12 protein-coding genes are annotated in these 14,213 nt (G+C 53.7%); 7 read left to right on the top strand and 5 right to left on the bottom strand.

The window, feature by feature from the left end; translation table 11 throughout:
- The first annotated feature begins 225 nt into the window (after positions 1–225).
- A complete protein-coding gene (locus tag NDI45_RS05685) occupies positions 226–1,014 on the top strand; it encodes a GUN4 N-terminal ARM-like repeat domain-containing protein (protein ID WP_348246737.1) in 789 nt (262 codons plus the stop codon).
- Here NDI45_RS05685 and NDI45_RS05680 read toward each other — a convergent pair.
- On the bottom strand, positions 1,011–2,351 hold the full coding sequence (locus tag NDI45_RS05680) for an NAD(P)/FAD-dependent oxidoreductase (RefSeq protein ID WP_348246736.1): 1,341 nt from the start codon (positions 2,349–2,351) through the stop codon (positions 1,011–1,013). The two genes, NDI45_RS05685 and NDI45_RS05680, sit on opposite strands and share 4 nt — an antisense overlap.
- A 161-nt stretch (positions 2,352–2,512) precedes the next feature.
- Between NDI45_RS05680 and ebsA the strand changes: the two genes are divergently transcribed.
- Entirely contained in the window at positions 2,513–2,887 is a 375-nt protein-coding gene (gene ebsA / locus NDI45_RS05675; RefSeq protein ID WP_190791731.1) for a type IV pilus biogenesis protein EbsA, read from the top strand.
- Between the two features lie 180 nt (positions 2,888–3,067).
- Positions 3,068–4,159, top strand: a complete 1,092-nt coding sequence (locus NDI45_RS05670) for a phosphotransacetylase family protein (protein ID WP_348246735.1) — start codon at positions 3,068–3,070, stop codon at positions 4,157–4,159.
- Between the two features lie 194 nt (positions 4,160–4,353).
- On the opposite strand, the gene NDI45_RS05665 is transcribed toward NDI45_RS05670, so the two are convergent.
- Complete coding sequence (locus tag NDI45_RS05665; protein WP_348246734.1) at positions 4,354–4,509, bottom strand: hypothetical protein; 156 nt, start codon at positions 4,507–4,509, stop codon at positions 4,354–4,356.
- 60 nt (positions 4,510–4,569) lie between these two features.
- The gene (mrdA, locus tag NDI45_RS05660; RefSeq protein ID WP_190791734.1) at positions 4,570–6,387 is read right to left on the bottom strand and encodes a penicillin-binding protein 2; all 1,818 of its coding nucleotides are present in this window, start codon (positions 6,385–6,387) and stop codon (positions 4,570–4,572) included.
- Positions 6,388–6,750: 363 nt separating this feature from the next.
- On the opposite strand from mrdA, the gene NDI45_RS05655 reads away from it, so the two are divergent.
- The 4 genes from NDI45_RS05655 to NDI45_RS05640 all read left to right on the top strand — a co-directional run bounded on the left by NDI45_RS05655 (position 6,751) and on the right by NDI45_RS05640 (position 11,037).
- Entirely contained in the window at positions 6,751–7,890 is a 1,140-nt protein-coding gene (locus tag NDI45_RS05655) for an ABC transporter ATP-binding protein (protein ID WP_190791735.1), read from the top strand.
- Between the two features lie 125 nt (positions 7,891–8,015).
- Entirely contained in the window at positions 8,016–9,179 is a 1,164-nt protein-coding gene (locus NDI45_RS05650) for a spermidine/putrescine ABC transporter substrate-binding protein (protein ID WP_190791736.1), read from the top strand.
- A gap of 56 nt (positions 9,180–9,235) precedes the next feature.
- Positions 9,236–10,177: an ABC transporter permease gene (locus tag NDI45_RS05645; protein ID WP_190791737.1), complete on the top strand. Its 942-nt coding sequence runs from the start codon at positions 9,236–9,238 to the stop codon at positions 10,175–10,177.
- Between the two features lie 8 nt (positions 10,178–10,185).
- Positions 10,186–11,037 carry an ABC transporter permease gene (locus NDI45_RS05640; RefSeq protein ID WP_348246849.1) on the top strand — a complete coding sequence of 284 codons (852 nt, stop codon included), beginning with the start codon at positions 10,186–10,188 and terminating at the stop codon, positions 11,035–11,037.
- 99 nt (positions 11,038–11,136) lie between these two features.
- Here the strand turns inward: NDI45_RS05640 and NDI45_RS05635 are convergent, their stop codons facing one another.
- Together NDI45_RS05635 and hflX are read right to left on the bottom strand one after the other, a co-directional pair.
- Positions 11,137–12,366, bottom strand: coding sequence for an esterase-like activity of phytase family protein (locus tag NDI45_RS05635; protein ID WP_348246733.1), 1,230 nt, complete (start codon positions 12,364–12,366; stop codon positions 11,137–11,139).
- Positions 12,367–12,454: 88 nt separating this feature from the next.
- A complete protein-coding gene (gene hflX / locus NDI45_RS05630) occupies positions 12,455–14,146 on the bottom strand; it encodes a GTPase HflX (RefSeq protein ID WP_348246732.1) in 1,692 nt (563 codons plus the stop codon).
- Positions 14,147–14,213: the final 67 nt, after the last annotated feature.

The raw sequence follows: 14,213 nt of genomic DNA, 5'->3' as shown, positions 1-14,213 counted from the left end.
GCTTCTCAGCTCCTCGTTCTAAACAGTCTCGCAATAGTGATATAAAGAGTGGGTTTTGCGATACAGCACCTTTGGCAAATTTCGCTTTTCTCCCCTGCCGTCCGCGTTGCGCTTCACTCGCGTATTAAAGTGGAATAAAGCAAGTGGAATTAAACCCTGGGGCGAAAAATGGGCAGGATTACTCCGCCCGCCTGAGGTGTTTCACTGCTGTGTTGTGTCGAGTTCATGCCTGCCGTGCAGCCGTTTCTCACTCGTTCTACCCACCCTAGTTCCCCTGATTCCTCGGTTACAGCCGATATGACTGATTTTATCGATCGCCTCAGAGCCGAATCTCCCAAAAACAAGCTCCAGCTAGTTCAGGAGGCTGCGGGTGCAGGAGAAACCGGATTCGATGCGCTCATGAGCTACCTGCTGGAGCAACAGCCTCGCTTGAGCCAGTTTTGGGCAGAACCTGATTCACTCAAAAATTTAGCCGGAGTTGTAGAAGGCAAAATCTATCAAGTCTTGGTGCAATCCGAGTCTCCAAAAGTCAAAGAATTCCTGCAAACTCACTTTGCTCAGGGCTTGTTGCCGCTCACCTCAGAACGGGGGATCGACTATAGCTCGCTGCAAACGCTTCTTGCAGAACAGCAGTTTGAAGCTGCCGATCGCCTGACGCTCGAAAAACTGTGTGAGCTGGCAGGCAACTTAGCGTTGCAGCGTAAATGGCTTTATTTCACCGAAGTTGAGAAGTTTCCGACCGCTGATTTGAAGACGATCGATGCCCTCTGGCGGGTGTACTCCGAAGGCAAATTTGGCTACTCCGTGCAGCGTGAGGTCTGGTTAGGCGTGAGCAAAAACTGGGAAAAGCTGTGGTTCCAGATTGGCTGGAAGAGCGGAAATAGCTGGACTCGTTACCCCCAGGAGTTCACCTGGGATTTAACCGCTCCAAGAGGGCATTTGCCGCTGTCAAATCAGCTTCGCGGCGTTCGCGTGATTGCTGCGCTGCTTGCCCATCCTGCCTGGAACGCTTAATTTTTCACCCTTTCCCCTTTCGCCTTTGCTCCTGCCCCAATTTCTGCATCCGGGAAACTGGCTCCCATTGCCTGACCTGCAAGCCAGCCCGTCGTCCAGGCACTCTGAAAGTTAAAGCCCCCTGTGATGCCATCAATATCAAGAATTTCTCCGGCGAAGTACAACCCCGGACAGCAGCGGCTCTCCATCGTCTGAAAATTGACGTCTTTTAGCCGAATGCCGCCACAAGTGACAAACTCCTCTTTGAAAACACCTTTGCCCTTCACCGGCAGTTCGGTCTGCATGAGCTGCTGAATCAATCGATTCATCGCTTGCTTGGAGAAGTCTGCCCAGCGATGCGAAGCACTTCCGCCCTCAGAATCATCGGTTTCGCCAACACCCGCTTTCATCGTCAGAAATTGCCAGAGGCGGCGCGGCAGGGTAAAAGGATTGTGGGCGGCGATCGATTTTCGAGGAAATTCGGTTTTGGCTGCCAGCAGAGTTTGTCTCACCGTTTCGGCAGTCTCGGTCGGCAACCAATTGATCCGCACCGTTGCCTGATAGCGATGCTGATGCAGTATCCGTGCGCCCCAGGCTGATAGCTTTAGAACCGCCGGACCACTCAACCCCCAGTGGGTAATCAGCACCGGACCGATCTGCTCAATGGGTTTTCCTTCGGGCACAAAAAGCTGAACTTTGGCAGACTCCACGGATACTCCAGCAAGTTCATGAAGCTGCGAATCGGGAACATTGAACGTAAACAGCGACGGCACAGGTGGTTCTACCGAATGTCCCAAGCTTTTAGCAAGCTGAAACCCCTGCGGACTGCTGCCGCTTGCCAGCAAAAGCCGATCGCCCCGAACCTCCTGCCCCGACTTCAGCGTTAACACAAAGTAATCATTCTCTTTGGTAACGCGGCTGACCGGAGCAGCGGTGTAAATTTTCACGCCCGCTCGCAGCGCAGCCTGGGTCAGACAATCCACGACCGTCTCAGAATTATCTGTAACAGGAAACATTCGCCCATCGGCTTCGGTTTTGAGCGTCACGCCCCGCTTGGCAAACCAGGCGATCGTATCTTTTGGCTGAAAGCGGGTAAATGCGCCCCTCAACGCTTTGCCGCCTCTGGGGTAGAACTGAATTAGAGCTGCCGGATCAAAGCAGGCATGGGTGACATTGCAGCGACCGCCGCCAGAGATTCGCACTTTGCTGAGTGGCTGCGAACCTGCCTCAAACAGTGTGACCTGAGCCTGCGGGTGAGCCTCCGCACAAACGATCGCCGCAAAAAATCCGCCTGCTCCGCCGCCAACGACTAAAATTTGCAGGGGTCGAGAGGTCGCAAGCGTGGGTGAACTTCTCATAAAAATAAAAGTAAAAGTGACATTCCAATCGGTGGTCGTGGGAATACTAAGTTCCAGAGTGCAGCAAAAGCTGTCGATGCAGCGCGTGTATCTCTACCCTAGCGTTCTTGCAACCTCAACGTTAGCGTCCACCCCAGCGGAGATTGAAGGAAAGTTTAAGTATGTCACTTGAAAAGCTCCAGCCTGCCAACCCTCGTGATGTCAGCGTCTACGCGCCTTATTATCAGGGACGCAAGCGGAGTGCCCTACCTCTTGCAATCAGTCTTTATCAGGCTGGCAGCCTAGAGGGTTCTCGCCAGATTGAAGGGGGCGAAAGTATTCCTTTTGTAGCGAGTTGGAGTATCTCTTCGATTCCGGCAGATCTCACCCGGTGTCGGCTTCAGTTTGATAACAATGCTGACCTGAGCTATGAAGTCATGCTGGCGAACTTTGAGTTTGTCGATTTCTTGATCGAGCTGCTGTTTATCTACAAAAGTTCACGCAGTGCTGATTTCTCCCAGTCCTTTTACCGCCGGCTGCTGCGGTTGGATGATTAGCATCTTTCCTAAAATTTATGCAGCTCTATCAGAAAAGTGAATCAAAGATAAATACAATGGATGAAATGTCCACGGGTTCTGATGGAGAGCGTCAGTGTGCTAGCAAAAATAAGCTAGCAAAGCACTTATAAAGCATCTTCGGGGAATAGGGCATCGAGATTGCTTTGAGGAGTTACGGGCGTGCCAAAGTCTGCGAATTTTTTGTTGATTGGGTCTTCTGAAGCTTATAGCGGTAAGTCAGCCATGATTTTAGGGATGGCGCATCAGCTTCAGCAAAAAGGACTCAAGATTGCCTACGGTAAGCCGATCGGGACTTGCCTCAGCGAGGATTCTCTTGATCAGCTGGTCGAGGAAGATGTGAAGTTCATGGCACAAACCCTCAAGCTGCCGGACGATTGCGTATTGCCAATGCTGCTGCCGCTTGATGAAGCAACCATTTTTCGTCGGATTAACGGAACTGATTCAACGCACTATCAGCAGCTTTTACAGCGTTACGCCGCTCCTGCCGGGGTCGATCTTGTTTTGCTGGAGGGAGCCGGAACCCTGGAAGAGGGGAAGCTCTTTGATCTGGCAGTGCCGCAGATTGCTCAGGCGTTAGATTCGCCAGTGATGCTGGTCAACCGCTTTCGATCGGCTCTGGTGGTCGATAGCTTGCTGGCAGCAAAAGCACGGTTAGGCGATCGGCTCATGGGTGTGCTAATTAACGACATCCCGCATGATCAGGTGGCGATCGTCGAATCTCAGATTCAGCCATTTTTGCAGCGTCACGGCATTGAGGTTTTGGGACTGCTACCGCGAAATGATTTGCTGCGAAGTGTCAGCGTTGCCGAACTGGTGCATCAGCTTGGCGCAGAAGTCCTTTGTCGTTCCGATCGCTTGGATCTGATGGTGGAAAGCCTCAAAATTGGGGCAATGAACGTGAACTCTGCCTTGGAATATTTCCGCAAGGGGCGTAACATGGCAGTGGTGACTGGGGGCGATCGAACCGATATTCAACTTGCCGCCCTAGAAACCTCAACCCAATGCCTGATCCTAACCGGACATCTGCCGCCGTCACGGGCGATTCTGAGCCGCGCCGAAGATCTAGAAATCCCAATATTGTCAGTCGATCTGGATACCCTCACAACTGTTGAAATTGTCGATCGCACCTTTGGGCAGGTACGGTTGCATGAGCCAATCAAGGTGCAGGCAATTCAGCAAATGATGACAAAGCATTTCAAGGTCGATCGCCTGCTGACCAAACTGGGCTTAGACCCGGTCGCGACGGTATAGCAGCTAAGAATAACTCACTGCCGATAAGAAAGGGCATTCGGCTCTCACTTTCCCTGAAAGCAGACTGCCAAGTACAAATGCGATCGGTTAAACCCCAAGCAACAGTTATTATCAGTCTGCGGCTTGCAGCAGTTGAACTTGCGTCTCCGATAAGCTGAGCAGGAACACCACCTGCTTGATCGGCATCCCCGTTTCTAAAAGATTGCGGGCGGCTTGCAGCAATTGAGCTTGGGCTTATTTTCTGCTCGCCGTGCTTGTTCAGTATCGGTCAGTAGCCATTCACCTGAGCGATCGCACCAGCGCAGCCAGTTTCCCGACACGCCCTCAAATTCACCTTGCCAGATGCCCAAACCGATCTCCAGTTCGGTCAGCTAAATTAAAGGGTTCTGGAGATTGAGCCGTAGCTGGCTTCAGTCAGTCGTGACGGATTCGGGCTGAGCTGCTTCAGATGCTTGAGTGCCGTTAAAGTACGCTTCGAGAACCTGACGCACCATCGGGGCAGCCACCGAGCCGCCACCACCGCCAGAGTTTTCGGCAAAGGCAACGACGACGATTTCCGGTTTGCTGGTGGGTCCATATGCACCGAACCAGGCGTGGGACTGGCGGGGTGGGTCTTCAGCAGTTCCGCTTTTACCGGAGATTGGCGGCAGATTGGGAACGTTGAGCGCAGTTCCTGTCCCGCTTGTAATGACTTGTCGTAGCCCCTGATCCAGCGTTCGCATAATCTCTGGGCTGAGGTTGAGAGATTCTCGCCAGCGATCGATCTGATTGTCCATCATCAGGTGAGGTTTGACCCGATAGCCTCCGTTCGCTGCTACCGCAAACATGACGGCAACCTGAAGCGGTGACGACTGCATATAGCCTTGTCCGATCGACATATTCACCGTATCGCCTACATACCAGGGTTCTTTTAGTGCTTCTTCCTTCCAACCCGGATCGGGGACAAGTCCCGGAGCTTCTTCGGCAGCAATCTCAATTCCCGTCTTTTCGCCAAATCCAAAGCGGCGTGTCCACTGAATCAGCGGCTCTTCACCCATGCCGAGCGCGGTTTGATAAAAGAAGGTGTCGCTGCTCCATGCCATCGCCCCCGGAAAATCAAGCGGACCAAAGCCTGCCCGGTTCCAGTCCCAGAACTGAATGCCACCCACTTCCACAAACGGATAGGTCGGCAACACCGTTCCTATCGGAAACTCGCCCGACTTAATGGCAGCAACAGTTGTGACGATCTTGAAGGTGCTGGCAGGCGGATAGCCTTGCAGAGCGCGGTTCACAAACGGAAAGTCAAGACCCTGAAGCTGCTTCCACTGAGCATCGGTAATGCGGGTTGAAAACAAATTAGGGTCAAAGGCAGGACGGCTCACCATCCCCAGCACGGCTCCGTCACGGGGATCGATCGCCACAATTGCCCCTTTGCGATCGCCTAACGCCCGTTCTGCGGCGCGCTGCACATCCAGATCCAGCGTGAGCTGCACATCGTTTCCAGCTTTGGCAGTCTTTTCGCCCAGCACCCCCAGCACCCGCCCCGCTCCGTCTACTTCAACCTGCTGTCCGCCCCATTCGCCGCGCAACTGCCGCTCAAAGGCTGCCTCCACGCCCATCTGCCCGATCACGTCTCCTAGACGATAGCCCTGATCCTGCTTTGCCTTCAGGTCTTCGTCGCTCATTTCGCCCGTGTAGCCCAGCACATGAGCTGCCAGATCGCCATAGGGATAGTTGCGAACGGCTTCCGCTTCAACCTGGACGCCTTTTAATTCGTGGCTAAACTCTGCCAGGGCTGTCACTTGAGCTGGACTCAAGCCTCGTGCAATTCGCAGCAAAGCCGGGGAATCATAGCCTGCCTGCTCCAGGCGGTTTTCGATCGTCTTTTGAGGAACATTGAGCACCTTTGCCAGACGCGGCACAATCACCGACCACTGCTGCTTAGAATTTGAGATCGGCCACAGAAACACCGCATAGGAAAGACGGCTGCCTGCCAGAATTCGGCCTCGGCGATCCAAAATTTTGCCACGTTCGGGCTGGCGAGGAATCAGGCGAATCCGGTTATTGTCGGCAAGCTGGCGGTTGCGTTCGCCTTGAAAAAGCTGGAGATAAACCAGACGAGTCCCAATTCCACCGACCAGAATCAAACTGACGAACAGCATCACAATCACCGACTGATAGTGTCGCCCCACTGAGCGGGCATTCTGTCGAGAATTGGGGCTGGATGCAATCAAAGGCGATCGATTCATAATCGGAATAGACGTGGCGGAATAGAGGTGGACGGCACTTAAGCTATGCTAGGGGACAAGCGAACCGGGGTCTAGTTTTGTTCTGCTATTGAATTTGCAACGGCTAAATTTGCAACGGGGTAATTGCGCAAGAAACGCTAGGTGCTAGAGCGATCGCTTAGGGATAGGTTTCCCAGGAAAAATCCTTCAAAACGGATTGACCAGAGAATTGCGATCGGTTAATCAAGATTGATTCAGAGAAGTTTGCTTGAAACGGACGGGTTAAAAGTTTGTTAACCAGAATTTAGTTTAACTGTGCTGCTCAAAACACAAGTTAAGTGACAAACGGGTGAAATACTAGCTGGAAAAGGAAATTTGCCAATTATGTCCCAGACCGTTGCTCAAGACCGGAATGCTTCCCAGACCGAAACCAAGCTGGACGTTGAACTGCGAAAGGTGTTCAAAGTTTATAACGGGGAAACTGCCGTTCGCGGCATTGATCTGAGCATTCGGCAGGGTGAATTTTTCAGCATTTTGGGTCCATCGGGCTGCGGCAAAACTACTACACTTCGGATCATCGCCGGGTTTGAAGAACCCACCGGGGGAGAAGTGTACATCCGGGGCGAACTGATGACCAATGTACCTCCCTATAAGCGACCCGTGAACACTGTCTTTCAGAGCTATGCCCTATTCAACCACATGACGGTGGCTGACAACATTGCCTTTGGCTTACGCATTAAGAATTGCAGCCGATCGGAGGTGCAGCAGCGCGTCGGAGAAGCCTTGCAGCTTGTAAAAATGGAATCCTTTGCCCGTCGCTATCCGGCTCAACTTTCGGGTGGGCAACAGCAGCGCGTCGCCCTTGCTCGTGCCCTAGTGAATCGCCCGACCGTAGTCTTGCTCGATGAGCCATTGGGCGCGCTCGATTTGAAGCTGCGGAAAGAAATGCAGGTGGAACTGTCGAATCTGCACCAGGAACTCGGCGTGACGTTTGTGATGGTGACACACGATCAGGAAGAAGCACTAAGCTTATCCGATCGCATTGCTGTGATGAATGCAGGCAGATTAGAGCAGGTGGGCAGCCCCAGCGAGATTTATGAAATGCCGCAAACGCCCTTTGTGGCAGATTTTATTGGCGATACCAACCTGTTTCAGGCGCGGGTCGAAACCATTTATCCGGAAATGCTGCAAGTGGTGACTGATAAAGGGCTACGCGTGATGGTGAAGCCACAAGATGCCTGGCAGCAAAACCCGCCCACCGACGTGATGGTCAGCGTTCGTCCCGAAAAAATCCATGTTGGCTCGCCCAACAGCGGCGATCTGATCAACGCCTCAACCAATGCCTATGAAGGCAAACTGCGCCACATCATGTACTTGGGAACCCACGTTCACTATCTCGTGGAGCTCGCGACAGGCGATCGTATTACCGTACTGTTGCCCAACCGCAGCGATCGACCTCTGGATCTGCACAGTTCGGTTAAGGTGTACTGGTCTGCTGCTGATTGTCTGGCGTTGCCTGCCTAGGGAGCACCTGATTGAATGATTTAGGTCTGCTCGATCGTCCCCCGGGAAAGCCGACTGCAAACGATTCGCGTATGCTGTTTTATGTACGTTTTCCCGTTGCACCCTTACCGCAGTAGGAAGAAACCATGCCGCCAACCCATTCTCACTCAAACCACCCTGACGGTCGATTGTTTTCTGGAACCTCCCGAAGACGATTTTTACAAACTCTAACGGCTGCTGCTTCGGGGGTGGTGCTATCAAACTGCGCCCGTAACCTGTCGAATCCTTCTGCCGGAAACAGTCCCGCCGCCAGTCCCAGCTCTGGGGAAAACGCTAAAACGCTTCATGTGTTTACCTGGGCAAACTATACCGACGATGAACTGCTGAAGAACTTCGAGGCAAAAACTGGAATTCGCACCGTTGTCGATATTTTTGACTCGAACGAAGCGATGCTGGCAAAAGTCGAGGCAGGCGGAGCCAATGCCTACAGCATCATTTTTCCCTCGGACTACATGGTGGTCGAGATGAAGGACAAAGGGCTGCTGACCGAACTCGATCGATCGCGCCTTCCCGGACTGAGCAACCTCAACCCGAAGTGGAGCAATCCGACATACGACCCCAACAATGCTCACAGCGTTCCGGCAACCTGGGGAACCACCGGACTGATTTACGATCCGGCAAGACTCAACGGCAAAACTATCACCGACTGGAACTTCCTTTGGCAAAACAAGGGATCGCTGACGCGACGAGTGACGCTCATTAATGACGTGCGGGAAGTGATGGGCGCGACGCTGCGATCGCTCGGCTTTTCCTACAACTCTAAAGACCCGAAGCAAATCGAGCAGGCATACCGCAAACTGGTTGAACTCAAACCTGCGATCGCGTCTTTCTTAACGAACGGCTGGGAAGATCAGTTGGCAAGCGGCGATCTTTCGGTATCGATGGCATATTCGTCGGACGCAATTTCACTGATTGAAGAACAGCCTAGCCTGAAGTATGTAATTCCGCGATCGGGCACTTCGATCTGGACGGATACGATGGTGATTCCCAAATCGGCTCCCAACCCGGACGCTGCCTATGAATGGATGAACTTTATGCTCGATCCAGCAAATGCCGCGAACCTGGTCGAACGACTCAACTTTGCCACGCCCAACAAAGCCGCCTTTGAGAAGCTGCCGACCAACTCCAAAAACAACAGCAATCTGTATCCCTCGGAGAGCGTGCTTACCAAGTGCGAAGGCATCACGCCCGTTCCTACCCAGGCAACCGACCTGTACGACAAATACTGGACTCAGCTCACCAGCGCGTAGTATTTGTTGCAGGCTGTTCTTTTGAGGTTCTTTCAGGTTCTTTCAGGTTTGCCGCGATGTCGACCACTACTCCTCCGGTTCCTTCTGCCCTGCCTGAAAAGCCTTCTCAGGCGTCCTGGCGACGCAGATTCAGTAAATTAGTGCAGCCCCTGGTATTACTGGCTCCTCCGGGACTGTGGCTACTGGTGCTGCTGGTATTACCAACGCTGCTGATTCTGGAGCTGAGCCTGATTCCGGGATTTCGCCTGGGGCAACCTGCGGGGGGCTATGGCATTGGCAACTATCTGGAAATCCTGCTGCCACGCAGCTCTGCAACCGAGGCGATCGGCAATCCTTATCTGCGGGTCATCGGACGATCGCTTTACTTTGCGACGGGTTCTACACTGCTGACGCTGGTGCTCGGCTTTCCGGTGGCGTATTGGATTGCGGTCATGGCTCCGGCGCGATGGCGAAATCTGCTGCTGGTCGGGTTTGTGCTGCCGCTATGGACTTCTTCACTGCTGCGGGCTTACGCCTGGATTACCATTTTGCGACCGACTGGACTGCTCAACTCTATTTTGGGGGCGATCGGCATTCCGGGACAGGACTGGCTAAACCAGAGTCCGGCGGTGTTTATCGGCATGGCGTATAGCTTTTTGCCCTACATGGTGCTGATTCTGTATGCCTCGCTGGAAAAGTTAGACAAACGATTGCTGGAAGCAGCTTCCGACCTGGGCGCAACGCCAAGCCAGGCATTTCTCAGGATCACAGTGCCCCAAACGCTTCCCGGTATCGCGGCAGGTGGGCTGCTGGTGTTTATTGCCAGCCTGGGAGATTTTGTCGTGCCGGAACTGCTGGGCGGTGCGTCGAATATGACGATCTCCCGGTTTATTTTCAACCAGTTTCTTGGCGCAACTCGCAACTGGGGACTCGGTTCTAGCCTCAGCATGATTTTAATTTTTGCCGTGAGCGTGTCGATCGCACTTTTGATTAAATATGGCGATCGAGATGCCGTCTGACCATGCCAATGGAAACCGCCCAAGCTGTGCCGCCCGTGGAGGATGATTCTGTGCCGCAATCGCCCAAAGCCAAGCTCCGTTTTTCCTGGCAAATGGTATTTTCCGTGCTGATGTACGGATTTATGTATTTTCCGATTCTGGTGCTAGCGTTTTACAGCTTTAATGCGTCACGGTTTAGCTCAAACTGGGGCGGCTTTAGCCTGCGGTGGTACAGCAGCCTGATCAACGATAGACGGATTCTCTCCGCGCTGGGCGATAGTCTCACCGTTGCCCTGGCTGCGGTGGCAATTTCGGCGGTACTGGGGACGCTGATGGCAGTCGGCTTAGCCAAGTTTCGCTTTCCCGGCAAAGGACTCTATCGAGGCGCGTCTTACCTGCCGCTGATTATTCCTGATATTGCGATTGCCGTTGCCACGCTGGTCTTCCTCGTTTATGTCGGCATTCCCCTCAGCATTTGGACTATCACAGCGGCTCACGTTGTCTTCTGTCTGGCGTATATTGCAGTCGTCGTCTCCACTCGTCTATCCGGTCTCAATCCGTTTTTGGAAGAAGCCGCTCTCGATCTGGGCGCAACGCCGACTCAGGCATTTCTCAAAGTGCTGCTGCCCGAACTGATGCCCGCCGTGCTGTCGGGCTGTCTGCTGGCATTTGTGCTAAGCATGGACGACCTGTTAATTTCAAGCTTTACCGCAGGAGGCGGCGCAAACACCCTGCCAATGGAAATCTTTAGCCGCGTCAGGACTGGGGTTAAACCCGATATCAATGCCCTGAGCGTGATTCTGATTCTGGCGTCTGGTCTGCTGGCATTCGCTTCGGAATACATCCGGTTTAAGAGTACGCAGCGCAAACTGCAAGGTTAGCACCCGTGTCTGGAATCGCAGCCAGGCAAAGAGCAGCACATCAAGATCAAGTCCATAAAGATCAGCCTATCGGGAGCGTGCTTGATGCGATCGAGGGATTCATCGACTATTCTTTAACCGAAACAGTAAAAGCTGAGTCACCTGGAGCGGGTTAAAGTTATCGTCGCTGATAAGGATCAAGCTTTGGGAGCCATCTGGGAGCTGGGGTCCAATCGTCATTCCTTCCACATTGTCCAGGGGAATATTAAGCTCACTCAAGTCGAGCAGCAGCCGTTTTGCAATCGGCACGATTCCGGTGATATTGCCCTGAAGGTAAGGAATGCTGGAAGTATCAGTTGCGCCGCCGATCGCCAGCTCATAGAGCTTTGCCCCCACTCCCACTGATGCGCCAAACGATCGCTCCAGACTGAGAAAGTGCCCGCCCTGATCAAGGCTGATCAGTTCGACCAGCCCATTTTCAGTGGCTCCAGAGGGGGGTGGATCGATCAGGTAAAGGTGTTCTGCGAGCAAGAGGGGCAGCTCATCGCCAACCAAATAGTGCAGAAAGCGGAGCGGCTGTTGGGCGGGAGGATTTGTGCTGCTGTTATCTGCATCTGCAAGAGGAAGATCCTGGGCGATCGGGGCTTCGGTTGCGGTAAAGAGGCGATAGGGTTCGGTTGAGTTGGGAGCTGCACCGCCCGCATTAACCGTGAGGGCCTCGAAGCCGCGATTATTCTGCACGCCCAGAAGCTGTCCCTCTTCCTCTTGGGGCAGAAACCGCTTGGGGACGGCAAGCCGACTGCGCCAGTTGCCGCTCTCGAGCTCAAATTCATGAATAAAGGGCGGGATCTTTGCCGGGGTAACGCCTTCACTGGTGATAAAAAGCGTGCGGCGAGGCGAGAGAGCAATGCCTTCTGAGTCGATCGTGCCTTCTGCATAGGGCTGATTGTCTTCGCCTTTGAGGGTTGTGACCTGCTCAATTTCTACCGATCGAATGCCAATTGCCCCGCTGGTTTCTGCATCTTCTGCCGCTCCAGATATGCCAATGTCAAGCTTTAGCGTGTAAAACCGGGCAGGGGCACGCTCACTCCGATCGTCCGACACAGCATAAAACCGATCGCGCTGACGATCGTAGGCAAGACCCGACAAACCGCCGATCGGCGCATTCTCAAAATCTGCTTTTGGCAGGCGATATTCTCCCAGAAAGTCCAGGCTCAGCGGTAAAAATAGCCGATCTTCTGCTTTGATTTGCGGCAAACTACAGCCTGTGAGCAAGACGATCGCACTGAGCAACAAAAAAGGCAGACAGAACGACAGCAGGAAAGCAGGAAAGCGGGGAAGACGAAACATAAGCGATGACCGCAAAACAGCACCGATCGCAACTTGCCACAAAATGCGGGAATGGGCAAGCAGGGCATTTGACCGGGCACCATTGCCCTTAGCCCACTTCTACTTCTCCGGGCTGCACCGAAATGCCCAGGAGCTTCAGGATCTCCTGCTTCAAGCGATCGAGTCCCAGCCGCTCGGTGGCAGAAATAAACACGGCGTCGGGATAGTCCTGCCTGACCTGCGTCAGCACTTCGGGGGGAACGTGATCGATTTTGTTGAATGCCAGCAGTGCGGTAGGGGGCGTTGCAGGCAAGTCATCCAGCACCGTTTCCACCGATTCGATATGGCTTGCCCAGGCAGGATGGGACAGATCCACCAGATGCACCAGCGCGTCGGCTTCAGTAACTTCTTCCAGCGTGGCGCGAAAAGCATCCATCAGGGAAGGCGGCAGGTGATGGATAAAGCCGACCGTATCGGTAAGCAGAATTTCTTTTCTCGCTGCGGTCATATCATCGGCGATCGTCAGGCGGCGCGTGGTGGGGTCAAGCGTGGCAAAAAGCTGATCGGCAGTGTAGACCTCTGCCTGGGTCAGCACATTCAGCAGGGTAGATTTGCCTGCGTTGGTATAGCCCACCAGTCCCACAACCGGGATTTGCTGCTGCTGTCGCTGCTGCCGGAGGCGCGATCGGTGTGCCTGAAGCTGATTGACTTCCTGCTGCAAAAGCTGAATCCGTCGCTGGATTGTGCGTCGTTCGCTTTCGAGCTTGGTTTCTCCCGGTCCTCGTGTGCCGATACCTGCGCCCAGTCGCGATAAACCCCGTCCCTGTCCCCGCAGCCGCGGCAGCCGATATTCGAGCTGAGCCAGTTCCACCTGAAGTTTCCCTGCCTGGGATTGGGCACGCTGGGCAAAGATATCCAGAATAATTTCGGTGCGATCGACCACCCGCACCCCGATTTGCTCCTCCAGATTTCGCGCCTGGGAAGGAGAAATATCGCGATCGAACACCACCAGATTTGCGCCCTGCGTTTGCACCTGAAGCGCAATTTCCTCGACCTTGCCCTGACCAACGACCGTTTGCGGATGGGGAGTGCCGCGTCGCTGTTCAATCACGCCAATCACTTCACCACCTGCTGTATCCACCAATCGCCGCAGCTCGGTCATGCCCTCTTCAAACTGCTGTGCCGTCATGCCGTCAGTCATCAAACCCACCAGAAGCACGCGATCGTGATCCGAGGGAGCCTGAAACTGATCCAGCTCGAAACCGGATTCGCCCAGATCTTTTTCCCAGTCGTAAATCAGATCATCCAGTTCCAGATTGGTCAATTCATCGAGCGGCATTGGCTCTGAAACTGTCCAGGGCTGGTCAAAATCGGGAATCAAATGTGCCAGATAAGTCTCTTGAATTTCAGCCGCTTTCTGCCGTTTTCCTTCGGGAATCACCAACACTGCCAGCGCATCCCATCGCTGCTTCAGCATCGCTACCAGACTGCCACGGTCGGGCGCATGAGACATCACCGAAACACAGCGAATGCCGCTCAGCCGATCGCCGCCTTGCCGGGGCAGTTCACTTTGGGGAAGTTGAGTTTGAAGCGGTGTGCCAATCCCAATCCGAATCACCTGCCCCCGCCGATTCAAATAGACACAAATCGGATGATGAATCGTGCTGCTGAGCTGCGCCAACTGCCGAGCAAACTCAATCGTGCAAACCCGATCGCCCGACTGACGCTGATCGTACAATGCCTCAATTTGCTTGACCTGAGCCGATCGAATGCCCTGAAGATTTCCATAGACTGTTGGCATAGCAGCAGACCCAAGTAAACGCCAATATAACGATAGAAGCCAATTGATCTTATGGTGTAAATTATGG

This window comes from Leptolyngbya sp. GB1-A1, assembly GCF_039962475.1.
Lineage (GTDB): Bacteria > Cyanobacteriota > Cyanobacteriia > Elainellales > Elainellaceae > Leptolyngbya_A.
The sequence above is the reverse complement of the archived record's forward strand: the minus strand, read 5'-3'. Positions and strand labels throughout refer to the sequence as shown.

Bases quoted from the DNA above. Each gene is read 5' to 3' on its own strand.
- NDI45_RS05680 (WP_348246736.1), bottom strand. From the start codon at position 2,351: ATGAGAAGTTCACCCACGCTTGCGACCTCTCGACCCCTGCAAATTTTA.
- hflX (WP_348246732.1), bottom strand. From the start codon at position 14,146: ATGCCAACAGTCTATGGAAATCTTCAGGGCATTCGATCGGCTCAGGTC.
- ebsA (WP_190791731.1), top strand. From the start codon at position 2,513: ATGTCACTTGAAAAGCTCCAGCCTGCCAACCCTCGTGATGTCAGCGTC.
- NDI45_RS05645 (WP_190791737.1), top strand. From the start codon at position 9,236: ATGTCGACCACTACTCCTCCGGTTCCTTCTGCCCTGCCTGAAAAGCCT.
- NDI45_RS05655 (WP_190791735.1), top strand. From the start codon at position 6,751: ATGTCCCAGACCGTTGCTCAAGACCGGAATGCTTCCCAGACCGAAACC.
- NDI45_RS05635 (WP_348246733.1), bottom strand. From the start codon at position 12,366: ATGTTTCGTCTTCCCCGCTTTCCTGCTTTCCTGCTGTCGTTCTGTCTG.
- NDI45_RS05685 (WP_348246737.1), top strand. From the start codon at position 226: ATGCCTGCCGTGCAGCCGTTTCTCACTCGTTCTACCCACCCTAGTTCC.
- mrdA (WP_190791734.1), bottom strand. From the start codon at position 6,387: ATGAATCGATCGCCTTTGATTGCATCCAGCCCCAATTCTCGACAGAAT.
- NDI45_RS05650 (WP_190791736.1), top strand. From the start codon at position 8,016: ATGCCGCCAACCCATTCTCACTCAAACCACCCTGACGGTCGATTGTTT.
- NDI45_RS05640 (WP_348246849.1), top strand. From the start codon at position 10,186: ATGGAAACCGCCCAAGCTGTGCCGCCCGTGGAGGATGATTCTGTGCCG.